Source organism: Streptococcus oralis, from assembly GCF_018448765.2.
GTDB lineage: Bacteria > Bacillota > Bacilli > Lactobacillales > Streptococcaceae > Streptococcus > Streptococcus oralis_BM.
The window spans coordinates 210,371-235,263 of sequence record NZ_JAHCMC020000001.1; the positions used below are offsets into that span (position 1 = coordinate 210,371).

Annotated in this window: 28 protein-coding genes; 27 read left to right on the plus strand and 1 reads right to left on the minus strand. The window is 40.7% G+C overall.

The annotated features are described in order from the left end of the window. Positions 1-9: 9 nt before the first annotated feature. From secY to KIH88_RS01145, 11 genes are all read left to right on the plus strand, one after another. Positions 10-1,320, plus strand: coding sequence for a preprotein translocase subunit SecY (secY, locus tag KIH88_RS01095; protein ID WP_000465390.1), 1,311 nt, complete (start codon positions 10-12; stop codon positions 1,318-1,320). Between the two features lie 156 nt (positions 1,321-1,476). Next, positions 1,477-2,115, plus strand: a complete 639-nt coding sequence (locus KIH88_RS01100) for an adenylate kinase (protein ID WP_001050426.1) — start codon at positions 1,477-1,479, stop codon at positions 2,113-2,115. A 116-nt stretch (positions 2,116-2,231) separates the two neighbouring features. Beyond that, positions 2,232-2,450, plus strand: coding sequence for a translation initiation factor IF-1 (gene infA, locus KIH88_RS01105; RefSeq protein WP_001029883.1), 219 nt, complete (start codon positions 2,232-2,234; stop codon positions 2,448-2,450). A gap of 24 nt (positions 2,451-2,474) precedes the next feature. Next, positions 2,475-2,591 carry a 50S ribosomal protein L36 gene (gene rpmJ / locus KIH88_RS01110; protein WP_001808836.1) on the plus strand — a complete coding sequence of 39 codons (117 nt, stop codon included), beginning with the start codon at positions 2,475-2,477 and terminating at the stop codon, positions 2,589-2,591. Positions 2,592-2,608: 17 nt separating this feature from the next. Beyond that, entirely contained in the window at positions 2,609-2,974 is a 366-nt protein-coding gene (gene rpsM / locus KIH88_RS01115; RefSeq protein ID WP_000090786.1) for a 30S ribosomal protein S13, read from the plus strand. A gap of 17 nt (positions 2,975-2,991) precedes the next feature. Then, positions 2,992-3,375, plus strand: a complete 384-nt coding sequence (gene rpsK, locus KIH88_RS01120; RefSeq protein ID WP_001118385.1) for a 30S ribosomal protein S11 — start codon at positions 2,992-2,994, stop codon at positions 3,373-3,375. Between the two features lie 42 nt (positions 3,376-3,417). Further along, entirely contained in the window at positions 3,418-4,353 is a 936-nt protein-coding gene (locus KIH88_RS01125) for a DNA-directed RNA polymerase subunit alpha (RefSeq protein ID WP_000568983.1), read from the plus strand. 11 nt (positions 4,354-4,364) lie between these two features. After that, positions 4,365-4,751, plus strand: coding sequence for a 50S ribosomal protein L17 (gene rplQ / locus KIH88_RS01130; RefSeq protein ID WP_000331493.1), 387 nt, complete (start codon positions 4,365-4,367; stop codon positions 4,749-4,751). A 263-nt stretch (positions 4,752-5,014) separates the two neighbouring features. Beyond that, complete coding sequence (locus KIH88_RS01135) at positions 5,015-5,281, plus strand: ACT domain-containing protein (RefSeq protein WP_000644108.1); 267 nt, start codon at positions 5,015-5,017, stop codon at positions 5,279-5,281. A gap of 9 nt (positions 5,282-5,290) precedes the next feature. Beyond that, entirely contained in the window at positions 5,291-6,628 is a 1,338-nt protein-coding gene (locus tag KIH88_RS01140) for a PFL family protein (protein ID WP_213988563.1), read from the plus strand. A 236-nt stretch (positions 6,629-6,864) separates the two neighbouring features. Continuing rightward, the gene (locus tag KIH88_RS01145) at positions 6,865-7,557 is read left to right on the plus strand and encodes a histidine phosphatase family protein (protein WP_213988562.1); all 693 of its coding nucleotides are present in this window, start codon (positions 6,865-6,867) and stop codon (positions 7,555-7,557) included. Between the two features lie 279 nt (positions 7,558-7,836). Here the strand turns inward: KIH88_RS01145 and KIH88_RS01150 are convergent, their stop codons facing one another. Continuing rightward, complete coding sequence (locus tag KIH88_RS01150; protein WP_000365731.1) at positions 7,837-8,400, minus strand: methyltransferase family protein; 564 nt, start codon at positions 8,398-8,400, stop codon at positions 7,837-7,839. 168 nt (positions 8,401-8,568) lie between these two features. On the opposite strand from KIH88_RS01150, the gene leuS reads away from it, so the two are divergent. From leuS to KIH88_RS01230, 16 genes are all read left to right on the plus strand, one after another. After that, on the plus strand, positions 8,569-11,070 hold the full coding sequence (gene leuS / locus KIH88_RS01155; RefSeq protein ID WP_213988561.1) for a leucine--tRNA ligase: 2,502 nt from the start codon (positions 8,569-8,571) through the stop codon (positions 11,068-11,070). Positions 11,071-11,245: 175 nt separating this feature from the next. After that, positions 11,246-11,701, plus strand: coding sequence for a MarR family winged helix-turn-helix transcriptional regulator (locus KIH88_RS01160; protein ID WP_084921187.1), 456 nt, complete (start codon positions 11,246-11,248; stop codon positions 11,699-11,701). A 55-nt stretch (positions 11,702-11,756) separates the two neighbouring features. Continuing rightward, positions 11,757-12,989 carry an acyl-CoA thioesterase/bile acid-CoA:amino acid N-acyltransferase family protein gene (locus KIH88_RS01165; protein WP_084921188.1) on the plus strand — a complete coding sequence of 411 codons (1,233 nt, stop codon included), beginning with the start codon at positions 11,757-11,759 and terminating at the stop codon, positions 12,987-12,989. A 139-nt stretch (positions 12,990-13,128) separates the two neighbouring features. Next, entirely contained in the window at positions 13,129-13,542 is a 414-nt protein-coding gene (locus KIH88_RS01170; protein ID WP_084921189.1) for a YjdF family protein, read from the plus strand. 499 nt (positions 13,543-14,041) lie between these two features. After that, positions 14,042-14,908 carry an ABC transporter ATP-binding protein gene (locus KIH88_RS01175; protein ID WP_084921190.1) on the plus strand — a complete coding sequence of 289 codons (867 nt, stop codon included), beginning with the start codon at positions 14,042-14,044 and terminating at the stop codon, positions 14,906-14,908. Continuing rightward, the gene (locus KIH88_RS01180; RefSeq protein ID WP_042902987.1) at positions 14,908-15,750 is read left to right on the plus strand and encodes an ABC transporter permease; all 843 of its coding nucleotides are present in this window, start codon (positions 14,908-14,910) and stop codon (positions 15,748-15,750) included. The genes KIH88_RS01175 and KIH88_RS01180 overlap by 1 nt, the downstream gene beginning before the upstream one ends. Before the next feature lie 18 nt (positions 15,751-15,768). After that, positions 15,769-16,224 carry a LytTR family DNA-binding domain-containing protein gene (locus KIH88_RS01185; RefSeq protein ID WP_000701938.1) on the plus strand — a complete coding sequence of 152 codons (456 nt, stop codon included), beginning with the start codon at positions 15,769-15,771 and terminating at the stop codon, positions 16,222-16,224. A 9-nt stretch (positions 16,225-16,233) separates the two neighbouring features. Next, positions 16,234-16,653: a DUF3021 family protein gene (locus KIH88_RS01190; RefSeq protein WP_084852755.1), complete on the plus strand. Its 420-nt coding sequence runs from the start codon at positions 16,234-16,236 to the stop codon at positions 16,651-16,653. A gap of 94 nt (positions 16,654-16,747) precedes the next feature. Beyond that, complete coding sequence (locus KIH88_RS01195; protein WP_213988560.1) at positions 16,748-17,443, plus strand: GNAT family N-acetyltransferase; 696 nt, start codon at positions 16,748-16,750, stop codon at positions 17,441-17,443. A gap of 11 nt (positions 17,444-17,454) precedes the next feature. Then, positions 17,455-17,871 carry a GNAT family N-acetyltransferase gene (locus tag KIH88_RS01200; RefSeq protein WP_213988559.1) on the plus strand — a complete coding sequence of 139 codons (417 nt, stop codon included), beginning with the start codon at positions 17,455-17,457 and terminating at the stop codon, positions 17,869-17,871. 488 nt (positions 17,872-18,359) lie between these two features. Continuing rightward, a complete protein-coding gene (ruvB, locus tag KIH88_RS01205) occupies positions 18,360-19,358 on the plus strand; it encodes a Holliday junction branch migration DNA helicase RuvB (RefSeq protein WP_084867907.1) in 999 nt (332 codons plus the stop codon). Further along, positions 19,339-19,923, plus strand: coding sequence for a nucleotidyltransferase family protein (locus KIH88_RS01210; protein WP_213988558.1), 585 nt, complete (start codon positions 19,339-19,341; stop codon positions 19,921-19,923). Before ruvB ends, KIH88_RS01210 begins: the two co-directional genes overlap by 20 nt. Positions 19,924-20,132: 209 nt before the next feature. Then, complete coding sequence (locus tag KIH88_RS01215; RefSeq protein ID WP_213988557.1) at positions 20,133-20,891, plus strand: isoprenyl transferase; 759 nt, start codon at positions 20,133-20,135, stop codon at positions 20,889-20,891. An 8-nt stretch (positions 20,892-20,899) separates the two neighbouring features. Continuing rightward, complete coding sequence (locus KIH88_RS01220) at positions 20,900-21,703, plus strand: phosphatidate cytidylyltransferase (protein ID WP_213988556.1); 804 nt, start codon at positions 20,900-20,902, stop codon at positions 21,701-21,703. 15 nt (positions 21,704-21,718) lie between these two features. Further along, on the plus strand, positions 21,719-22,975 hold the full coding sequence (gene rseP, locus KIH88_RS01225; protein WP_213988555.1) for an RIP metalloprotease RseP: 1,257 nt from the start codon (positions 21,719-21,721) through the stop codon (positions 22,973-22,975). Between the two features lie 16 nt (positions 22,976-22,991). After that, the gene (locus KIH88_RS01230; protein WP_213988554.1) at positions 22,992-24,845 is read left to right on the plus strand and encodes a proline--tRNA ligase; all 1,854 of its coding nucleotides are present in this window, start codon (positions 22,992-22,994) and stop codon (positions 24,843-24,845) included. The last annotated feature ends 48 nt before the right edge of the window (positions 24,846-24,893 follow it).

The window sequence follows — 24,893 nt, forward strand, 5'->3', positions numbered from 1 at the left end:
AGGTGACCCATGTTTTTTAAATTATTAAAAGAAGCTCTCAAGGTTAAACAAGTTCGATCAAAAATTCTCTTTACAATTTTTATCATTCTTGTTTTCCGTATTGGGACAAGTATTACTGTTCCAGGGGTGAATGCAAAAAGTTTAGAAGCTCTCAGTGGTTTATCTTTCTTAAACATGCTTAGTCTTGTTTCAGGGAATGCCATGAAGAACTTCTCCGTTTTTGCACTTGGTGTAAGTCCGTACATCACTGCTTCTATCGTTGTTCAATTGCTACAAATGGATATTTTACCGAAGTTTGTAGAATGGGGCAAACAAGGGGAAGTAGGACGGAGAAAACTAAACCAGGCTACTCGTTATATTGCACTGGTGCTTGCATTTGTTCAATCTATCGGGATTACAGCAGGGTTTAATACTCTATCTGGAGCGAAATTATTAACGACAGATTTAACTCCACAAGTCTTTGTGACCATTGGGATCATCCTAACAGCAGGTAGTATGATTGTAACTTGGCTTGGGGAACAAATTACAGATAAAGGATATGGTAACGGTGTTTCTATGATCATCTTTGCAGGTATTGTCGCTTCAATTCCTGAGATGATTAAGGGTATCTATGTTGACTACTTTGTCAATATCCCAAGTAGCCGATTGACTTCATCTATTATCTTTGTTGTTATTTTGATTATCGCTGTCTTGTTGATTGTTTACTTTACAACATATGTTCAACAGGCAGAATATAAAATCCCAATCCAATATACAAAAGTTGCTCAAGGAGCCCCATCAAGTTCATACCTCCCTTTGAAGGTAAACCCAGCAGGGGTTATCCCAGTTATCTTTGCAAGTTCCATTACAGCAGCACCTGCAGCCATTCTTCAATTTTTGAGTGCTACAGGTCATGATTGGGCTTGGGTACGTACAGCACAGGAAATGTTATCTACAACGTCTCCGACAGGTGTTGCTATGTATGCCTTGTTGATCATTCTCTTTACATTCTTCTATACGTTTGTACAGATCAATCCAGAGAAGGCAGCAGAAAACTTGCAAAAGAGTGGAGCCTACATTCATGGGGTCCGTCCTGGTAAAGGGACAGAAGAATACATGTCGAAACTTCTTCGTCGTCTTGCTACTGTCGGCTCTCTCTTCCTAGGTGTTATTTCTATCTTACCTATCGTAGCTAAAGATGTATTTGGCCTTTCAGAAGTTGTTGCTTTTGGGGGAACAAGTCTACTAATCATTATCTCGACAGGTATTGAAGGAATTAAACAATTGGAAGGGTATCTATTGAAACGTAAGTATGTTGGTTTCTTAGACACAACAGAATAGTTGTAATAGGAAATAAAATTGACTATTGCTCAGAGAGTGGAGTGTAAAAATCGAAGACGTTGTCAGATTTTTATCTCCTCTCTTCTATTTTGTTTTTAAATAGGGGTTGAAATAGATTTCTGCTTCTATTTAAATACAAAATAAGGAGATCCTATCATGAATCTTTTGATTATGGGCTTACCTGGAGCAGGTAAGGGAACGCAAGCAGCTAAAATTGTGGAGAAATTCCATGTTGCACATATCTCAACAGGCGATATGTTCCGTGCTGCAATGGCTAATCAAACTGAAATGGGTGTACTCGCAAAGTCATATATTGACAAAGGTGAGTTGGTCCCAGACGAAGTTACAAATGGTATTGTTAAAGAACGCCTTTCACAGGACGATATCAAAGAAACAGGTTTCTTGTTAGATGGTTACCCACGTACGATTGAACAAGCTCATGCCTTGGATGAAACATTGGCTGAACTTGGTATTGAACTTGAAGGAGTAATCAACATCGAAGTGAATCCAGACTGTCTCTTGGAACGCTTGAGTGGCCGTATCATTCACCGCAAAACAGGTGAAACTTTCCACAAAGTTTTCAATCCACCAGTTGACTACAAAGAAGAGGATTACTACCAACGCGAAGATGATAAACCTGAGACAGTGAAGCGTCGTTTGGATGTCAATATTGCACAAGGTGAACCAATCATTGCTCACTATCGTGCTAAAGGTTTAGTTCATGATATCGAAGGAAATCAAGATATCAATGATGTGTTCAAAGACATCGAAAAAGTATTGACAAATTTGAAATAAAGCGTTTTTCATACTTGCAAAAAATCGCGACAAATGTTATACTGAGATAGTCTGACTTATAATTGTTGCCTCTGTGTCTTGAGGCATCGAATCGAAATTTATGGAGGTGCTTTTGCGTGGCAAAAGACGATGTGATTGAAGTTGAAGGCAAAGTAGTCGATACAATGCCGAACGCAATGTTTACGGTTGAACTTGAAAATGGACATCAGATTTTAGCAACAGTTTCTGGTAAAATTCGTAAAAACTATATTCGTATTTTAGCGGGAGATCGTGTTACTGTCGAGATGAGTCCATATGACTTGACACGTGGACGTATCACTTACCGCTTTAAATAATCGAAAAACTTGGAGGGATAAGAAATGAAAGTAAGACCATCGGTCAAACCAATTTGCGAATACTGTAAAGTAATTCGTCGTAATGGTCGTGTTATGGTAATTTGCCCAGCAAATCCAAAACACAAACAACGTCAAGGATAAGATAGAAAGGAGAAAACATGGCTCGTATTGCTGGAGTTGACATTCCAAATGACAAACGCGTAGTAATCTCATTGACTTACGTTTATGGTATCGGACTTTCAACATCTAAGAAAATTTTGGCTGCTGCTGGAATCTCAGAAGATGTTCGTGTACGTGACCTTACATCAGATCAAGAAGATGCTATCCGTCGTGAAGTGGATGCAATCAAAGTTGAAGGTGACCTTCGTCGTGAAGTAAACTTGAACATTAAACGTTTGATGGAAATCGGTTCATACCGTGGTATTCGTCACCGTCGTGGACTTCCTGTCCGTGGACAAAACACTAAAAATAACGCTCGCACTCGTAAAGGTAAAGCTGTTGCGATTGCTGGTAAGAAAAAATAATATAGGAGGTAAAAGTCTTGGCTAAACCAACACGTAAACGTCGTGTGAAAAAGAATATCGAATCTGGTATTGCTCATATTCACGCTACATTTAATAACACTATTGTTATGATTACTGATGTGCATGGTAATGCAATTGCTTGGTCATCAGCTGGTGCTCTTGGTTTCAAAGGTTCTCGTAAATCTACACCATTCGCTGCTCAAATGGCTTCTGAAGCTGCTGCTAAATCTGCACAAGAACACGGTCTTAAATCAGTTGAAGTTACTGTAAAAGGTCCAGGTTCTGGTCGTGAGTCAGCTATTCGTGCGCTTGCTGCCGCTGGTCTTGAAGTAACAGCAATTCGTGATGTGACTCCAGTGCCACACAATGGTGCTCGTCCTCCAAAACGTCGCCGTGTATAATCATCGCATTACACTGCTTTTCGTTTAAGAGGGAGTAACTAAATGATTGAGTTTGAAAAACCAAATATAACAAAAATTGATGAAAATAAAGATTATGGCAAGTTTGTAATCGAACCACTTGAACGTGGCTACGGTACAACTCTTGGTAACTCTCTTCGTCGTGTACTACTAGCTTCTCTACCAGGGGCAGCTGTGACATCTATCAACATTGATGGTGTGTTACATGAGTTTGACACAGTTCCAGGTGTTCGTGAAGACGTGATGCAAATCATTCTGAACATTAAAGGGATTGCAGTGAAATCATACGTTGAAGACGAAAAAATCATTGAGCTTGACGTTGAAGGTCCTGCTGAAATTACAGCTGGAGATATTTTGACTGACAGTGATATTGAGATTGTAAATCCAGATCATTATCTCTTTACAATCGGTGAAGGTTCTTCTCTAAAGGCGACAATGACTGTTAACAGTGGTCGTGGATATGTGCCTGCTGATGAAAACAAAAAAGATAATGCGCCAGTTGGAACACTTGCTGTAGATTCTATTTATACACCAGTTACAAAAGTCAACTATCAAGTTGAACCTGCTCGTGTAGGTAGTAACGATGGTTTTGACAAATTAACCCTTGAAATCTTGACAAATGGAACAATTATTCCAGAAGATGCTTTAGGGCTTTCAGCACGTATCTTGACAGAACATCTTGATTTGTTTACAAATCTTACAGAGATTGCTAAATCTGCAGAAGTGATGAAAGAAGCTGATACTGAATCGGACGACCGTATTTTGGATCGTACGATTGAGGAACTGGACTTGTCTGTGCGTTCATATAACTGTTTGAAACGTGCCGGTATCAATACTGTGCATGATTTGACAGAAAAATCTGAAGCAGAGATGATGAAAGTACGAAATCTTGGACGTAAGAGTTTGGAAGAAGTGAAACTCAAACTCATTGACTTGGGTCTTGGATTAAAAGATAAATAAAGGAGGAATACATGGCTTACCGTAAACTAGGACGCACTAGCTCACAACGTAAAGCAATGCTTCGCGATTTGACAACTGACCTTTTGATCAACGAATCAATCGTGACAACTGAAGCTCGTGCTAAAGAAATCCGTAAAACTGTTGAAAAAATGATTACTCTAGGTAAACGTGGTGATTTGCATGCACGTCGTCAAGCAGCTGCTTTCGTACGTAATGAAATCGCATCTGAAAACTATGATGAAGCAACTGATAAGTACACTTCTACTACAGCACTTCAAAAATTGTTCTCAGAAATCGCACCTCGTTATGCTGAACGTAACGGTGGATACACTCGTATCCTTAAAACTGAACCACGTCGTGGTGATGCTGCGCCAATGGCGATCATCGAATTAGTATAAAATCATCAATTTTGTTGAGTGTTATGATGATGGAGTCTTGTGCTCTTAGTCTAGCTCTGGTCTACCGCTGGGACTTCGGTCCTAGCGGGAACACTCATCATCATTTGATAGGGTAGACGCTTGTTTACGAAATTGTTTTTTTCTTAAGAACAACTTCGTAAGCAGGCGTTTTTTAGTGTTTTTTACGGAAATATGCTATACTAGGGAAAAAGAAAATCAAAAACGTTCAGTTTTTCTAAAAATCGTAGAAATGGGGTATAAGGATGAAGGCTATTATTACAGTGGTTGGTAAGGACAAGGCTGGGATTGTTGCAGGCGTGTCTACTAAGATTGCAGAGTTGGGGTTGAATATTGACGATATTTCTCAGACGGTGTTGGATGAATACTTTACCATGATGGCGGTCGTTTCTAGTGACGAAAAACAAGATTTTACCTCTCTCAGAAATGAGTTTGAAACATTCGGTCAGACCTTGAATGTCAAAATCAATATTCAAAGTGCAGCGATTTTTGATGCTATGTACAATATCTAGGAGGTTATCATGGATATTAGACAAGTTACGGAAACCATTGCCATGATCGAAGAGCAGAACTTCGATATCAGAACCATCACCATGGGGATTTCCCTTTTGGACTGTATTGATCCAGATATCAATCGTGCTGCTGAAAAGATTTACCAAAAAATCACCACTAAAGCTGCAAATCTAGTGGCTGTGGGAGATGAAATTGCTGCAGAACTTGGGATTCCTATTGTTAATAAACGGGTATCGGTGACTCCGATTTCTTTAATTGGTGCTGCGACTGATGCGACAGACTATGTTGTTTTGGCAAAGGCACTTGACAAGGCTGCCAAGGAGATTGGTGTTGACTTTATCGGTGGATTCTCATCTTTGGTACAAAAAGGCTACCAAAAAGGAGATGAAATTCTCATCAATTCTATCCCACGCGCTCTAGCTGAGACAGACAAGGTTTGTTCGTCTGTTAACATTGGCTCAACTAAGTCAGGTATCAACATGACTGCAGTTGCAGACATGGGACGTATCATCAAGGAGACAGCTGCGCTATCAGATATGGGTGCGGCCAAGTTGGTCGTATTTGCTAATGCTGTTGAGGACAATCCTTTTATGGCAGGGGCTTTCCATGGTGTTGGCGAAGCAGATGTTATCATCAATGTCGGAGTTTCGGGTCCTGGTGTGGTCAAGCGCGCCTTGGAAAAGGTTCGTGGACAGAGCTTTGATGTAGTAGCCGAGACGGTCAAGAAAACGGCCTTTAAGATTACTCGTATCGGTCAATTAGTTGGTCAGATGGCCAGCGAGAGACTGGGTGTTGACTTTGGAATTGTCGACCTAAGTTTGGCGCCAACTCCTGCGGTTGGTGATTCTGTGGCTCGTGTCCTTGAGGAAATGGGCCTAGAAACAGTTGGTACGCATGGGACGACGGCTGCCCTCGCCCTTTTGAATGACCAAGTTAAGAAGGGCGGAGTGATGGCTTGTAACCAAGTCGGTGGCTTGTCAGGTGCTTTTATCCCCGTTTCTGAAGATGAGGGGATGATTGCTGCGGTGCAAGATGGCTCTCTAAATTTAGAGAAACTAGAAGCCATGACTGCTATCTGTTCAGTTGGACTGGATATGATTGCCATTCCGGAAGATACGCCTGCTGAAACCATTGCGGCTATGATTGCGGATGAGGCGGCAATCGGTGTTATTAACATGAAAACGACAGCTGTTCGTATTATTCCAAAGGGCAAAGAAGGCGATATGATTGAGTTTGGTGGATTGCTAGGGACAGCTCCAGTGATGAAAGTCAACAGGGCTTCGTCTGTTGATTTCATTTATCGCGGTGGGCAAATCCCAGCTCCAATCCATAGTTTTAAAAATTAATAAAAAAGCGAGAAGATTTAAGTTGAGTTTAAGGATGACTGTGTATACTATAATCATTAAATAAAGACCTCCTAACTTTATTTAATAGAAATCCTAAACTTTTTCATAATAATCTCCTAGGGAAGCTACCATGAGGGTAGCTTTTCTTTTGGATAATTTACAAATGTTGGCTTTGCTTTTGAAAGCCGAATATTTCTTTGATCCATGATATAATAGAAGAAAATGGAGGATAGAAAATGTCTAAAGTAAGATTGTACTTGGTCCGTCATGGAAAAACGATGTTTAACACGATTGGACGTGCACAAGGATGGAGTGATACGCCTCTGACCGCAGAAGGTGAGTTGGGAATCCATGAACTGGGAATTGGCTTGAGAGAGTCTGGTTTACAATTTGACCGCGCTTATTCCAGTGATTCAGGGCGCACCATTCAAACTATGGGAATTATCCTAGAAGAACTTGGCTTGCAGGGAAAAATCCCTTACCGCATGGACAAGCGCATCAGAGAGTGGTGCTTTGGTAGTTTTGATGGAGCCTATGATGGGGACCTCTTTATGGGATTGATTCCGAGAATTTTCAATGTAGACCATGTTCACCAATTGTCTTATGCTGAACTGGCTGAGGGTTTGGTAGAGGTTGATACTGCAGGCTGGGCTGAAGGTTGGAAAAAACTCAGTAGTCGAATCAAGGAAGGCTTTGAAGCGATTGCCAAAGAAATGGAAGAACAAGGTGGGGGCAATGCTCTCGTCGTGAGCCATGGAATGACGATTGGGACCATTGTTTACCTGATCAACGGCATGCATCCGCATGGTTTAGATAATGGTAGCGTGACGATTCTTGAATATGAGGACGGTCAGTTTAGCGTAGAAGTTGTTGGTGACCGTAGCTATCGAGAGCTCGGACGTGAGAAGATGTTAGAGACAAATAGTTAATAGAAGTTAGCTCCGATTAGGAGCTAATTTTGAGTTAAAGGATATGATTTAAATCAATAGTTCCGAAAAAGTAAAAATTTTTGGGGGATGTGATGTTATGAAAGGAAGGCTAGAATCATTTTGGAGAATGATACCATAAAGGAGATATAGACAGAATGAAATTAAACTAAAAGGATTGAATCTTGCATAACGCAAAACTCAATCCTTCATTAAAAAAATATTTATCATGTTTAGCAATCAGTCAAACCTAGTTGAAAGATATGTTATATTTGAGTGAAATTACCAAATATAAGGGAAAATTCGATAGCGAACCTTTTGACAGTATGTTTCATATGCTTTTCCAAAATGATTGTATAAGGCTTTTTCTTCTACTTTTAATCGAATACTGTAACCAACTACCAATAGAATGAGACAAATAATAATTGTGAGAGGATTTAATGAAACAATTGACAAGCCAAGTATGGATACGATGCTACCAGTATAGGCAGGATTTCTTACTATAGAATAGGGCCCTGCTTCTACCAACTGCTGACTATCTGTTGTTTGAACCGCAAGTGTAAAATTCTTCCCAAGATAATTAACTGCATAGATACGTAATACAAAGCCGGCTAGAGAAAGGAGAATTCCAATATAGATCAAAAAATGTGGCAATTGAGCTATAGAAGGTAGAAGTTGTTCATTCATTAATAGAAGACAACAAACAACACTACCAATAATGATGTAACGACTTCCTTTGTCTTCAGAGTTATTTTCATTGTTTGATTTTGTTTTCCTTTTAATCCACGTTTCTGTGATGATGAAAATGAGAATGAACCCATATGCAAAAATAGTTTGTAAATCCATGATTATTTCCTCCAGCTAGCATTATACAACTTTCAATTTTGGTGGTCAATTAAAAGGAAATAGTTAGAGTATGTTTTGTAATAGGTATCAATGGAAACTTCATGATTTCATCTGTAAAAATCTCTTGAAAATGGTATAATAGTAACATCATAAAATTGGAGAGAGACCATGAGTTTTTACAATCATAAAGAAATTGAGCCTAAGTGGCAGGGCTACTGGGCAGAACATCATACATTTAAGACAGGAACAGATGCATCAAAACCGAAGTTTTATGCTCTTGATATGTTTCCTTATCCATCTGGAGCAGGTCTGCACGTAGGACACCCAGAAGGCTACACAGCAACCGATATTCTCAGCCGATACAAACGTGCGCAAGGCTACAATGTCCTTCACCCAATGGGTTGGGATGCCTTTGGTTTGCCTGCTGAGCAATATGCCATGGACACAGGAAATGACCCAGCAGAATTTACAGCTGAAAATATTGCCAACTTCAAACGCCAAATCAATGCGCTTGGCTTCTCTTATGACTGGGATCGTGAAGTCAACACAACAGATCCAAACTACTACAAGTGGACGCAATGGATCTTCACCAAGCTTTACGAAAAAGGCTTGGCCTATGAAGCCGAAGTACCAGTAAACTGGGTTGAGGAATTGGGAACAGCCATTGCAAACGAAGAAGTCCTTCCGGACGGAACTTCTGAACGTGGAGGCTATCCAGTTGTCCGCAAACCGATGCGCCAATGGATGCTTAAAATCACGGCCTATGCAGAGCGCTTGCTTAATGACTTGGATGAGTTGGATTGGCCAGAGTCTATCAAGGACATGCAACGTAACTGGATTGGGAAATCAACTGGTGCCAATGTAACCTTCAAAGTGAAGGGGACTGACAAGGAATTTACCGTCTTTACTACTCGTCCTGATACGCTTTTCGGAGCGACTTTCACAGTCTTGGCTCCTGAGCATGAACTAGTAGATGCCATTACAAGCTCAGAGCAAGCTGATGCAGTTGCGGACTACAAACACCAAGCTAGTCTCAAGTCTGACTTGGCTCGTACCGACCTTGCTAAGGAAAAAACAGGTGTATGGACTGGTGCTTATGCCATCAACCCTGTCAATGGCAAGGAAATTCCAATCTGGATTGCCGACTATGTTCTTGCGAGCTATGGGACAGGTGCGGTAATGGCTGTTCCAGCCCATGACCAACGTGACTGGGAATTTGCCAAACAATTTGACCTTCCAATCGTAGAAGTGCTTGAAGGTGGAAATGTAGCAGAAGCTGCCTATACTGAAGATGGTCTTCATGTCAATTCAGACTTCCTAGATGGCCTTAACAAAGAAGACGCTATTGCTAAGATTGTGGCTTGGTTGGAAGAAAAAGGCTACGGTCAAGAAAAAGTCACCTACCGTCTCCGTGACTGGCTCTTTAGTCGTCAACGTTACTGGGGTGAGCCAATCCCAATCATTCATTGGGAAGATGGAACTTCAACAGCCGTCCCTGAAAATGAATTGCCACTTGTCTTGCCTGTAACTAAGGACATCCGTCCTTCAGGTACTGGTGAAAGTCCACTAGCTAACTTGACCGACTGGCTTGAAGTGACTCGTGAAGATGGTGTCAAAGGTCGTCGTGAAACCAACACCATGCCACAGTGGGCTGGTTCAAGCTGGTACTACCTCCGTTATATTGACCCACACAATACTGAGAAATTGGCTGACGAGGATCTCCTCAAACAATGGTTGCCAGTAGATATCTATGTAGGTGGTGCGGAGCATGCCGTTCTTCACTTACTTTATGCTCGTTTCTGGCACAAATTCCTCTATGACCTCGGTGTTGTTCCGACTAAGGAACCATTCCAAAAACTCTTTAACCAAGGAATGATTTTGGGAACAAGCTACCGTGACCACCGTGGAGCTCTTGTAGCGACTGACAAGGTTGAAAAACGTGCCGGATCCTTCTTCCATGTGGAAACAGGGGAAGAGTTGGAGCAAGCACCAGCCAAAATGTCTAAATCCCTCAAGAATGTTGTTAACCCAGACGACGTAGTGGAACAATACGGTGCTGACACCCTTCGTATCTATGAAATGTTTATGGGACCACTTGACGCTTCCATCGCTTGGTCAGAAGAAGGTCTTGAAGGAAGTCGTAAATTCCTAGACCGTGTTTACCGTTTGATTACAAGTAAAGAAATCGTTACGGAAAACAATGGTGCTCTTGACAAGGTTTACAATGAAACAGTCAAAGCTGTCACTGAGCAAATCGAATCCATGAAATTCAACACAGCCATTGCCCAACTCATGGTCTTTGTCAACGCTGCCAACAAGGAAGACAAACTCTATGTAGACTATGCCAAAGGCTTTATCCAATTGATTGCCCCATTTGCACCTCACTTAGCAGAAGAACTCTGGCAAACAGTTGCAGCAACAGGTGAATCCATCTCTTACGTGGCTTGGCCAGCATGGGACGAGAGTAAATTGGTTGAAGACGAAATCGAAATCGTCGTCCAAATCAAAGGTAAAGTCCGTGCCAAATTGATGGTTGCTAAAGACCTATCACGCGAAGAATTGCAAGAAATCGCTCTAGCAGATGAAAAAGTTAAAGCAGAAATTGACGGCAAGGAAATCGTGAAGGTGATTGCAGTACCGAATAAACTGGTGAATATTGTAACGAAGTAATCAGTTGATTTGCTGATTTCAAACCTCGGACAGTTTCTTAAACTGTTTGAGTCAACTAAACTCGTCAATATCGTTGTGAAATAAGATAGGAATCCTTCAGAGTAGAATCTGGAGGATTTTTATTTGACAAGAAGTTTCTATTTTGTTAATATAATTAACAAAGAAAAGAGAGATTATGGATAAAAAAGAATTTATTACATTTAATAATCGTTTCAATAGATTTATTTTAGCATTTGAACAGCTAAAAAAAAATCAACATAAAATTAGTATTGACAAATCCATTACGTTGAATGAGGTACATTTGATTGTTGTGATTGGGAAAAATCAGCCCTTAAATCTAGTGAAATTATCTGAATTATTAAAAGTTTCGAGAAGTGCAATAACTCAAAGTGTCAAGAGATTAATTCAAAAAAATTTAGTTGTTTTTGATTTTACTCCGAATAATGGGAAAAATAAATATTTGAGATTATCTGAAAAAGGCATCGAAGTTTTTAAAATCCATAAGGAGCAACAAGCATATATTGAAGAATCGGTCTTTTCAGTTTTAAACAACTATAGCGAGGAGGAGCTTCAAACAGTTGTGAAATTGATGGATGATATTGAAAATGTATGGGGAGGATTACCGTGGTGAAAGTCACGGTAAATTTTAAATTTGGTTGTTAAGTATATTAACAAAAGGAGAAGATATGAGTGTAAACATTGAACTGATTTCACAAACTGACTTAGCAGATGAATCTTTTTATATTACTATCAATGGTTTAGAACCAAGGACAAGGTATTGTGTAGAAATGTACCTGTCTGATTATTACTGTATAAATGCTCCCTTACTTTTAGATCATGGTGTCGTGTGGAAATCAACCGCAATTTTTTTATCTGATCAGGACGGTATGATTGACACCTCTCAAACAGCAGCCATTTCAGGATCTTATAAAGGGGTTTCAGAAATGGGCTTGTTCTTTAATGCGAAACCGTTGAAGAATAGGAAAAGGAGATTACCCAGTTCTCTTGATAGAATTCCATTGCGAGATTGTTTTGGTGTTGAAATTAAAATCAGGCTGGGGAAAGATGTGGTCGCGGAGCAAAGTTTTGTAAGGCGTTATATGAATCTGGGAATAAGGTATCAAGATATTTATGATAAGCATTTTCAAGGTCGATTATTTTATGATGAAAAGTTAAGAAAGGCGCCAGCCGTGATTATTGTTAGCGGTAGTGAGGGAAGAATTGAAAAAGCTCAGAACATTGCCCAACTTTTATCTTCTAGAGGCTATATTTGCCTTGCGATAGCTTATTTTGGTTTAGAGGGATTACCTCAAAACTTAGAACGAATTCCGATAGAATGTCTGGAGGAAGCGAAAGATTTTCTATATCATCATCCTCAAGTTGATAATACAAAAATAGGAATATATGGTCGTTCTAAAGGAGCAGAGCTTGTTCTAGCTGGACAAAGTATTTTGGATGATGTGCAATGTTTGGTACTCAATTCCCCCTCAAATGTAATATTTGAAGGAATAAAGGGAAAACTCAACTCTCATTCATCTTCTTGGACATATTTGCAAAAAGAACTTCCGTATCAAAAATTTCAACTAGGAAATTATTTGTTAAACAAGTTTTTTGGAAAACATATTCCTGAAGATAGTAGGGCTCAGATTGATGTGAGTAAAATTGCCTCTCCTTTATTATTGCTAGGAAGTGATGTTGATGAAATATGGAATGCGTCATCCGCGATAGATGATATTATTTCACATTATAAAGGGAAATCCATTTTGTTTAAAAAATACCATGAAACGGGGCATATGTTGACGGTTGCTTATCAACCGAATCATCGTTATCGAAAAGATTGGCGCTTATTAATGAAAGAAAGTGTAGACTCTTGGTTTGCCACGATAAATTTTTTTGATACACATCTGAAAAATTTGTAGATAGTGCTGAACCGTGCTATAATAGTCCCAACTAAGATAAAAACACAGTTCTGGTTGGTGGTCCAGACGTAGGCAAGCCTATCAGTAACCTTCCTCCTTGGTTGTCCATTCTTAGGGATAGATTTAAGGAGGTGCTGTCATGGAAATCGTTTCAATTGGCTTGACAGTTTATTTTGAAGATGGATTTTGGCATGGTTTGTTCGAACAGGTGTATCGAGAATCTTATCAAGTTTGTCGTGTGACATTTGGTCAGGAACCAAAAGAGGATGAAATTTTGAGGCTTATACAGACTCAGTTTGTTCGATTATCTTTTAGTCCAGAGGCAACAGTTAAACAGCATGTGAAGATTAAGAATCCGAAGCGTCTGCAGCGAGCTGTAAAGAAACAGGTGAAGCAGAAAGTTTCTTCTAAGTCACAAGAGCTCTTGCAGTTGCAGTACGAGGAACGAAAAAAGCATTCAAAACATCAATCTAGTCTCCAAAAGCAATTGCTCAAACAAGAGAAATTTGAGCGCAAACAGCAAAAACGTAGAGAGAAGCACAAGGGTCACTAGTGACTTTCTCTTTCATAAAATAGAACAGCTCTTCTTGGATAACAAGAGCTGTTTTTGCTTGTATTGAAGATTTCTTTCCTAATAGATAGACTTATCGTTAATGGCAGTTTCAAATTCAGGACCATACTTGCTTGCTTCAAATTCAATCCTGTCCTATTCAGCAATTTCATTTTTCTAGAAAGGAGAGTGTGTCATGATTTCTGATTCATTTTTTATTGTTTGCTTTGGTGAGAACAATACTACCGACTCTTGGCTTTTTCTGCTAGATGTGGTAAAACACCTCTTTTATAGCGCATGTTTTAAAAAATAATGTTTGGTTGTAAGTGATTTTAAACTTCCTCTAGTGATTCGATAGAAGAAAAACGGTTGCAGCCTGCACCACTTTAACTTAGCCACCATTATTTTACCACTTGTCCTTTCATTTTAACTGCTTATCTCAAAAGTCGATTTTTCTTTCATTCTTTTTGTTAAACTAGTGTGGTAAAGAGGAGGGGAAAATATGATTTTACAAGCTAAACATTTGACTAAACGGTACGGCAATCATATGGCTGTCGATGATATTCAGTTAGAGTTTGAAAGAGGAAGTTTCAATGCTATTTTGGGACCCAATGGTGCAGGGAAATCAACCACCATTTCCATGTTAATCGGTTTGAAAAATCCGACACAAGGTCAGATTCGATATGCGCCAAATACGAAAATCGGAGTGGTTTTTCAAGCTAGTGTACTGGATGAGATGTTGACGGTTAGGGAAAATCTCACGATTCGTGCTCAACAGTATAAGGAGATTGCGGCAAGTCGTGTGGATGATTTGATTCATCAACTGGGTTTGACTGCTTTCCAGAAACAACTATATGGAACTTTGTCAGGTGGGCAAAAACGTCGGGTTGATATTGCGCGTGCTCTTCTTTCGCGACCAGATATTCTTTTCTTGGATGAACCAACGACAGGTCTTGATATTCAGACGCGCAAATCCATCTGGGATCTACTGTATCGACTACAAAAGGATGAAGGGATGACTATTATCTTAACGACTCATTATCTGGATGAAGCGGATGAAGCGGATCAGATCTATATCGTTGATCATGGGAAAGTGATTGCGCAAGGTTCTGCGACTGCTATTAAAAGTCAGTATGCATCTAATATCCTAAAAATTCGTTTTAAAGAAATGAAGGATTTAGAAAAGCTGCTACAGTCTGGAATGACAGTAGAGGAAGAAAATGAGTTGGAATATCTTTTTTATCCAAGGACGTCACAGGAAGCCATTGAATATTTGGCAAAAGTTCGAGAAGAAATTGATTCTTTTGAGTTTCGTCCGGGTACTATGGATGATGCCTTTATTGCACTTACAGGAAGAGAGGTTCGCTAATGCTAGCTTTATTGAAACGGAATTTTATCTTATATTTTCGTAATCGTTCGGGAGTATTTTTCTCATTATTGGGGGCATTGATTTCCTTCCTCCTTTATATCATTTTTTTGCAGAAGAATTTGACGGACTCTTGGTCCCAACTCCCTAATAGTACGAACCTTTTAAATAACTGGCTGATGGGTGGGACCTTGGCTGTGACTGGGATGACAACCAGTTTTACGGCTCTTAAACAAATGGTACAGGATCGCGAAAATCAAGTGGATCAAGATCTTTTCTTGACAGATTTAGGTAACTGGGGCCTACAGGCGTCCTATCTAATCAGTAGTATTGTCATTTCTTTTGTCATGCAGGTGTTTATGTATGCTGTTATGAGTTTTTATTTTAAAGAGAGCCCAGTTATCAGCCATTTACCGGAAATCGCTTTGATTATGTTGTTAAGTAGTCTGCTTTCAAGTTTGGTAAATGTTCTCTTGATTTACCGTTTTCAATCTGTAGATAGCCTTGGTAAACTGGCAACGATAGTGGGAACTGCTTCTGGATTTTTAGTAGGAACTTATATCCCCATTGGAGTACTACCTGATTCTGCGCAGCTTTTCATGAAATGTACCCCTGCAACTTATATTGCTTCTCTCTATCGACAAGTCTTGATGAAAGAGCGGTTAGAGACCGCATTTTCAGGAAATAACAGTCTGTTACAGGAATTTCAAGAAAAAATGGGAATCCAAATCAACTGGCAAGAACTATTGACAAAGGAAGAAACATACTTTATAGTGGTTATTATCAGTCTCGTCGCTATTCTTCTTTGGATGTTATTTGTTAAAGTGTTTAGCAAGAGAAAATAAAGATATATTGGAGAGAAAATGAAGATTCGTTTTGAAATGAAGACAGAGTTTTCAGAAAAAGACCCACACATTTTAATTCAGGCAGCTCAGTTAACCGACCAAGCAAGAGAGGTCATGGAGTATTTAGAACAATTTTCAACGACTAATCAGGTGGTCATTCCTATTCGAACGGATGATCATCTGGTCATGGTGAAAATTGAGGATCTTATTCTAGCGGATATCGATAAAAATTTATTGACAATTTATACAGTAGACGGGATTTATAAAACTAAGGAAACATTGACAAACTTTCAGAATCGAATTAATCGACGTAACTTTATACAGATATCACGTCATTCAGTTATAAACATTGACCATTTAGAGTCATTATCGGATAGCTTTTCAGGGAACATGATGGCTAAGATGACTCGGGGTATCAAATCTAGTGTGAGTCGGAAATACGTTAAGTCCTTAATGGATTATCTAGGTTTATAGGAGAAAATCATGAAGCGATTGATTGCTTATTTTGTATCGGGAATGCGTACGGCCTCCTTTGTTTATTTGAGTTTGGTGTTATTGGCTCAGTTTTATTCAGGTATTACCTATCCTGTACCAACGACAAAAAATATTCTAGCTTTGTTTTTGATGAGCGGAATTATGGGGGTATTGACTTTAATCCTTGAAAGACTAGAGTTTCTTGCTTATAGTATGCGTGTAGGAGTTCATTTGTTAGCGACAGCTACTATTTTAGTATTAACCTACTTATTTTTTGGCTGGGGTTCAGCATTGTTGAGTCCCTTACTTTGGTTCTTTTTCTTGTTAATTTATGGACTGATATGGTTGTACCAGATCTGGCAAACTCACAAACTAACCCAACGAATTAATCAAGCCTTAGAAGATAAAAGAAAGAAAACGAATCACTAATGTAGTGTTGAGGATGAGGTTTGAGGAGAGTGCTAGTTTCCATATAGGGCAAATTATGATATAGTATTTTTAGCGTAAAACAAGGAGAAAAACGATGCCAGTAAATGAATATGGTCAGATAATTGGTGAGTCAATGGAAGATTATACTCCAGGAGAATTGCCTTTCATTGATTTCTTAGAAGGGCGCTACGCTCGGATAGAGGCTCTTTCGGTGGAAAAGCATGCGGAGGATTTATTAGCTGTTTATGGTCCGGGTACTCCTCGGGAGATGTGGACCTACCTCTTTCAGGAACCAGTGGCAGATATGGAGGAACTGGTTACCGTCTTAAATCAGATGTTGGCTCGTAAGGACCGTTTTTACTATGCGATTATAGATAAGGCAACTGGTAAGGCCTTGGGGACTTTTTCTCTCATGCGCATTGACCAGAATAACCGAGTAATAGAAGTGGGTGCTGTCACTTTTTCTCCAGAACTCAGGGGAACACGTATAGGGACAGAAGCCCAGTATCTCCTGGCACGGTATGTTTTTGAGGAGATTAACTATCGTCGCTATGAGTGGAAATGCGATGCTCTCAATCTCCCATCCAGACGAGCTGCGGAGCGTTTGGGCTTTGTCTATGAAGGAACCTTCCGCCAGGCAGTCGTTTATAAGGGACGTACACGGGATACGGATTGGCTCTCTATGATTGATAAGGACTGGCCTCAAGTTAAAGCTCGTTTGGAAGCATGGCTGGCTCCTGAAAATTTTGATAAAAATGGACGGCAGTACAAGAACTTAAGGGAATTATGAGAGGTATTGAGATGGTGACTATTAGAAGGCAAGAAATCGTCAAGCTAGAGGATGTTTTGCATCTCTATCAGGCAGTTGGATGGACAAATTATACCCATCAACCTCAGATGTTGGAGAAAGCCTTGTCTCACTCATTAGCGATTTATCTGGCACTTGATGGCGATGCCGTGGTGGGCTTGGTCCGTTTGGTCGGAGATGGTTTCTCATCGATTTTTGTCCAGGATTTGATCGTTTTGCCTAGCTATCAGCGCCAAGGGATTGGTAGCGACTTGATGAAAGAGGCTTTAGGTGATTACAAAGATGCCTATCAAGTCCAACTAGTGACCGAACAGACAGAAAAAACCTTGGGATTCTATCGATCTCTGGGATTGGAAACCTTATCTACTTATGATTGTACAGGAATGATTTGGGTGGATCGAAAAAGATAAAAAAATTATTTTTTCTTAAGTAAAGTTTAAGCCTCCTCTTGTATCATATAGTTATTAAATAAAGACCTCCTAATACTTTTCGAAAATCTCATCAACCTTCGTTAGAGTCGACTTAGCTAACTATAGTTATGCTTGCGCCTATCTGCCTAGTCTGATTTCGATTTTCATTGAGTACCCTTTATTTAATGAAATCCTAAACTTTTCTTTTTCATCATAATCTCCTAAAGAAGTCACCCGATCAGGTGGCTTTTTTATGACTTGGGGAGGAAAAATCCATTTGAAAAAAATTTTTTAAAAAATGATAAATCAGAGAAAAAGTTAAGTTAGCTTTAAGATTCATCTTGTATTATATAATCATTAAATAAAGACCTCCTAACTTTATTTAATGAAATCCTAAACTTTTCTTTTTCATAATAATCTCCCTAATGAAGCCACCAAATTCGGTGGTTTTTTTTGTTTGTGGCTTGGATTTTTGATATAATAGAGCCATGAGTAGAATTTTAGACAATGAGATAATGGGGGATGAGGAGTTAGTAGAACGTACGCTCCGTCCTCAGTATTTACGTGAATATATTGGGCAGGATAAGGTCAAGGATCAGCTGCAAATCTTTATCGAAGCTGCCAAAATGCGGGATGAAGCACTGGATCATGTACTCTTATTTGGGCCTCCAGGTTTGGGGAAAACGACCATGGCCTTTGTTATTGCCAACGAACTGGGAGTCAATCTCAAGCAGACCTCTGGGCCTGTCATTGAAAAGGCGGGTGACTTGGTAGCGATTTTGAATGATTTGGAACCTGGAGATGTCCTCTTTATTGACGAGATTCATCGCCTGCCCATGTCGGTGGAAGAGGTGCTCTATAGTGCCATGGAGGACTTCTACATTGATATCATGATTGGGGCTGGAGAAGGTAGTCGCAGTGTTCATCTGGACTTGCCACCTTTTACCTTGATTGGTGCAACGACACGTGCGGGGATGCTCTCAAATCCTCTACGGGCACGTTTTGGGATTACAGGTCATATGGAATACTATGCCCACGATGATTTGACGGAAATTGTTGAGCGGACAGCAGATATTTTTGAGATGGAAATCACTCATGAAGCTGCAGCTGAGTTGGCCTTACGTAGTCGAGGAACCCCTCGTATCGCCAATCGTCTCCTTAAGCGCGTGCGCGACTTTGCCCAGATTATGGGGAATGGGGTTATCGATGATGTTATTACCGATAAGGCTTTGACCATGCTAGATGTTGACCATGAAGGCTTGGACTATGTGGATCAGAAAATCCTTCGTACCATGATTGAGATGTACGGTGGTGGTCCTGTAGGACTGGGAACCCTTTCGGTTAATATTGCCGAGGAGCGTGAGACGGTCGAAGATATGTACGAACCTTACCTGATTCAAAAAGGTTTTATCATGCGGACAAGGTCTGGACGGGTGGCGACAGCTAAGGCATATGAGCATTTAGGGTATGAATACAATGAAAAATGAGCAAGAAATTCTAGATGCTTTCAGAGAAAATCCGGATATGATGACCATTCTGACCATCATTCGTGACCTTGGTCTGAAAGACTCTTGGTTGGCGGCTGGTTCGGTTCGAAATTTTATCTGGAATCTCTTGTCAGACAAATCAGCCTTTGACCATGAAACGGATGTGGATGTGATTTTCTTTGATCCAGATGTTTCTTATGAGGAAACAGTATCCCTAGAGAACAAGCTGAGAGAAGATTTCCCTCAGTATCAGTGGGAGTTGAAAAATCAGGTCTATATGCATCTGCACAGTCCTCACACTGCGCCCTACACGAGTTCCCGTGATGCTATGAGTAAGTATCCCGAGAGCTGCACGGCGGTAGGCCTTCGCTTGAATGAAGATTCCACTTTAGAGATCTTTACCCCCTATGGTTTAGAGGATATTATGAACTTCCAAGTTTCCCCAACTCCTCATTTCTTAGAGAATGAGGACCGAATGAAACTCTATCAAGAACGCCTGTCCAAGAAAAATTGGCAAGAAAAATGGAAAAATCTCACTTTTTCAAAAAACTTAAGAAAAATTTAAGTTAGGGGCGGTATACTAAGTCCATAAGTTAAGAGAAACTTAACTTAAACTCCTAAAACTTTTTCATAATAATCTCCCTATAAAATAAAGTCGCCCAATCAGGCGGCTTATTTTTTGTTACTTACAAGTAATGATAGTAACTTAGCAATAGAAGAAAATAGGGAAGTATGGTATAATAAAACGATAGATTTTTGAATAGGAATAAGATCATGTTTGGATTTTTTAAGAAAGATAAAGCTGCAGAAGTAGAGGTTCCAATACAGGTTCCTAATCATATTGGCATCATCATGGATGGGAATGGTCGCTGGGCTAAAAGACGCATGCAACCACGGGTTTTCGGACACAAGGCAGGGATGGAATCCCTTCAAAAGGTGACTAAGGCGGCCAACAAACTGGGCGTTAAGGTTATTACGGTCTATGCTTTTTCTACGGAAAATTGGACACGCCCAGATCAAGAAGTCAAGTTTATCATGAACTTGCCAGTCGAGTTTTATGATAACTATGTCCCTGAATTGCACGCAAATAACGTTAAGATTCAGATGATTGGTGAGACGGATCGTCTGCCTAAGCCGACTTTTGAAGCTTTGACAAAAGCAGAGGAATTGACTAAGAACAATACGGGTTTGATTCTCAATTTTGCGCTTAACTATGGTGGACGTGCTGAGATTACACAGGCTGTTAAGCTAATTTCTCAGGATGTTTTAGATGCGAAAATCAATCCGGGTGATATCACAGAGGAATTGATTGGCAACTATCTCTTCACTCAACATTTGCCTAAGGATGTGCGAGATCCGGACTTGATTATTCGTACCAGTGGAGAATTACGCTTGAGCAATTTCCTTCCATGGCAGGGAGCCTATAGTGAGCTCTATTTTACGGATACCCTGTGGCCTGATTTTGACGAGGCAGCCTTGCAGGAAGCAATTCTTTCCTACAATCGTCGACAACGCCGATTTGGAGGAGTTTAGGAGAAAATATGACCAAGGATTTACAAGAGAGAACACTGTTTGCTGGACTGGCTCTGCTTATCTTCCTTCCCGTCTTGTTTGTTGGAGGGCTCTTGTTGCAGATAGGAATTGGCTTGATAGCTATGCTGGCTGTTCATGAACTCCTGCACATGAAGGGACTAAAGACCATGACCATTGAGGGCACCTTGACCCTCCTTGCAACCTTTGCACTCACAATCCCCTTAGAAAATTACCTAACTTTTTTGCCGGTTGATGGGAATGTAGTTGCCTACAGTGTTTTGATTACAATTATGTTAGGGACGACCGTTTTCAGTAAAAGCTATACGATTGAAGATGCGGCCTTTCCGATTGCTGTGAGTTTTTATGTTGGTTTTGGCTTCAATGCCTTATTAGATGCTCGTATAGCTGGATTTGATAAGGTTCTTCTGGCTCTCTTTATCGTTTGGGCGACAGATAGTGCAGCTTATCTGACGGGGGTGAATTTTGGCAAGCATAAGTTAGCCCCGAGAGTTTCTCCTAATAAGAGTATTGAGGGCTTTGTTGGGGGTATTCTAGGTGCGGTACTGATAACAGTACTCTTCATGCTAGTGGACAGTACAGTTGCTCTTCCCTATGGAATTTATAGGATGAGTCTTTTTGCCGCCTTCTTCAGTGTAGCAGGCCAGTTTGGTGACTTGATTGAGAGTGCCATGAAACGCCATTTTGGTGTCAAGGATTCTGGAAAATTTATCCCTGGACATGGCGGTGTGTTGGATCGCTTTGACAGCATGTTGGTTGTGTTTCCAATGATGCACTTATTTGGCCTGTTTTAAAGAAAGGAAGATTGAATGATTGGATTGCTAACCTTTATCCTCGTTTTTGGGATTATAGTGGTGGTGCATGAGTTTGGACATTTTTACTTTGCCAAGAAATCAGGCATTCTAGTTCGTGAATTTGCCATTGGTATGGGGCCCAAGATTTTTTCCCATATCGGTAAGGATGGCACTGCTTATACCATTCGGATCCTTCCTCTAGGAGGCTATGTTCGTATGGCAGGCTGGGGTGATGATGCGACAGAGATCAAGACAGGAACTCCAGTCAGTTTAACACTTGCCGACGATGGCAAGGTCAAACGGATCAACCTCTCAGGGAAGAAACTGGATCAAACGGCCCTTCCTATGCAGGTAACCCAGTTTGACTTTGAAGACAAGCTCTTTATCAAGGGTTTGGTCTTGGAAGAAGAAAAGACTTTTGCAGTGGATCATGATGCAACGGTTGTTGAAGAAGACGGAACCGAAGTACGCATCGCTCCTCTGGATGTACAGTATCAAAATGCTTCTATCTGGGGCAAGCTCATCACCAACTTTGCAGGTCCTATGAATAACTTTATCTTAGGTGTTGTTGTTTTTTGGATCCTGATCTTTTTACAAGGCGGTGTTAGAGATACTCAAACCAATCTCTTTCATGTCATGCCTGAGGGAGCCTTGGCTAAGGTAGGGATAGCTGAGACAGCTCAAATCACCAAGGTCGGCTCCCACGAAGTTAAGAATTGGCAAGATTTGACCCAGGCTGTGGAAGCAGATACCAAGGATAAGACTGCCCCGACCTTAGATGTGACTATTTCTGAAAATGGTAGCGAAAAGCAAGTCACGGTAACGCCAGAAGAAAATCAAGGACGTTATATTCTTGGGGTTCAACCGAGAGTCAAATCAGACTTTCTATCCATGTTTGTTGGTGGATTTACAACCGCTGCTGACTCTGGGCTCCGTATCCTTTCGGCTCTGAAAAACTTGATTTTCCATCCAGATTTGAACAAACTCGGTGGTCCCGTTGCCATCTTTAAGGCAAGTAGCGATGCTGCTAAAAATGGAATTGAGAATGTCCTTTACTTCTTAGCTATGATTTCCATCAATATCGGGATTTTTAACTTGATCCCTATCCCAGCTTTGGATGGTGGAAAGATTGTGCTCAATATCCTAGAGGCTATCCGCCGGAAACCCCTTAAACAAGAAATTGAAACCTATGTCACCATGGCTGGTGTAGTTATCATGGTTGCCTTGATGCTAGCTGTGACCTGGAATGACATTATGCGACTCTTCTTTTAGATAATCGAGGAATATTATGAAACAAAGTAAAATGCTAATCCCAACGCTTCGCGAAATGCCAAGCGATGCTCAAGTTATCAGCCACGCCCTTATGTTGCGTGCTGGTTATGTTCGTCAAGTTTCTGCTGGTGTTTATTCTTACCTACCACTCGCTAACCGTGTGATTGAAAAGGCTAAGAATATCATGCGCCAAGAGTTTGATAAGATTGGTGCAGTGGAGATGTTGGCTCCTGCCCTCCTCAGTGCCGATCTTTGGCGTGAATCAGGCCGTTATGAAACCTATGGTGAAGACCTTTATAAACTGAAAAATCGTGAAAAGTCAGACTTTATCCTAGGTCCGACACACGAAGAAACTTTTACAGCTATTGTTCGTAATTCTGTGAAATCTTACAAGCAATTGCCACTCAACCTTTACCAAATCCAACCTAAATACCGTGATGAAAAACGTCCACGTAACGGACTTCTCCGTACGCGTGAATTTATCATGAAAGACGGATATAGTTTCCATGCTAATTACGATAGTTTGGATGTGACTTATGACGAGTACAAGGCAGCCTACGAACGTATTTTCACTCGCAGTGGCTTGGATTTCAAGGCCATCATCGGTGACGGTGGTGCTATGGGTGGTAAGGATAGCCAAGAATTTATGGCCATCACTCCTGCTCGTACAGACATTGACCGCTGGGTTGTCTTGGACAAGTCAGTTGCCTCATTTGATGAAATTCCTGCAGAAGTGCAAGAAGAAATCAAGGCAGAATTGCTCAAATGGATGGTTTCTGGTGAAGACACCATTGCCTACTCGAGTGAGTCTAGCTATGCAGCTAACTTAGAAATGGCAACAAACGAGTACAAACCAAGCAACCGTGTCGTTGCGGAAGAAGAAGTGACTCGAGTGGAAACTCCAGGTGTTAAATCCATCGATGAAGTCGCAGCCTTCCTTAACGTGCCAGAAGAACAAACGATCAAAACCCTCTTCTACATGGCAGATGGTGAACTTGTTGCAGCCCTTCTAGTTGGAAATGACCAACTTAATGAAGTCAAGTTGAAAAACCATTTGGGTGCAGATTTCTTTGATGTGGCTAGCGAAGAAGAAGTAGCAAGTGTTATCCCAGCAGGTTTTGGTTCGCTTGGTCCAGTTGCTTTGCCAGAGAATGTGAAAATCATTGCAGACCGTAAGGTGCAAGATGTTCGCAATGCTGTTGTGGGGGCTAATGAAGATGGCTATCACTTGACGGGCGTGAACCCAGGTCGTGACTTCACTGCAGAATATGTGGATATCCGTGAAGTTCGTGAGGGTGAAATTTCACCAGACGGACAAGGTGTTCTAAACTTCGCGCGTGGTATCGAGATCGGTCATATTTTCAAACTCGGAACTCGCTACTCAGCAAGTATGGGTGCAGATGTTTTGGATGAAAATGGTCGTGCTGTGCCAATCATCATGGGCTGTTACGGTATCGGTGTTAGCCGCCTCCTCTCAGCCGTTATAGAGCAACACGCTCGCCTCTTTGTTAACAAAACGCCAAAAGGTGAATACCGTTATGCTTGGGGAGTTAACTTCCCTAAAGAATTGGCACCATTTGATGTGCATTTGATTACTGTCAATGTTAAAGATGAAGAAGCGCAAGCCTTGACAGAAAAACTGGAAGTCAACTTGATGGACGCTGGTTACGAAGTCTTGACAGATGACCGTAACGAACGTGTCGGAGTCAAATTCAGCGATAGCGACTTGATTGGTCTGCCAATCCGAATCACTGTTGGGAAAAAAGCTGCTGATGGCATCGTAGAAGTTAAGATTAAGGCAACTGGTGACACCATCGAAGTTCATGCAGACAACTTGCTTGAAACGCTTGAAATCCTCAGCAAGAAATAAAACTATAATCAGAAGAAAAACAAGGCAAAAATGTAACTAGTTTTTACC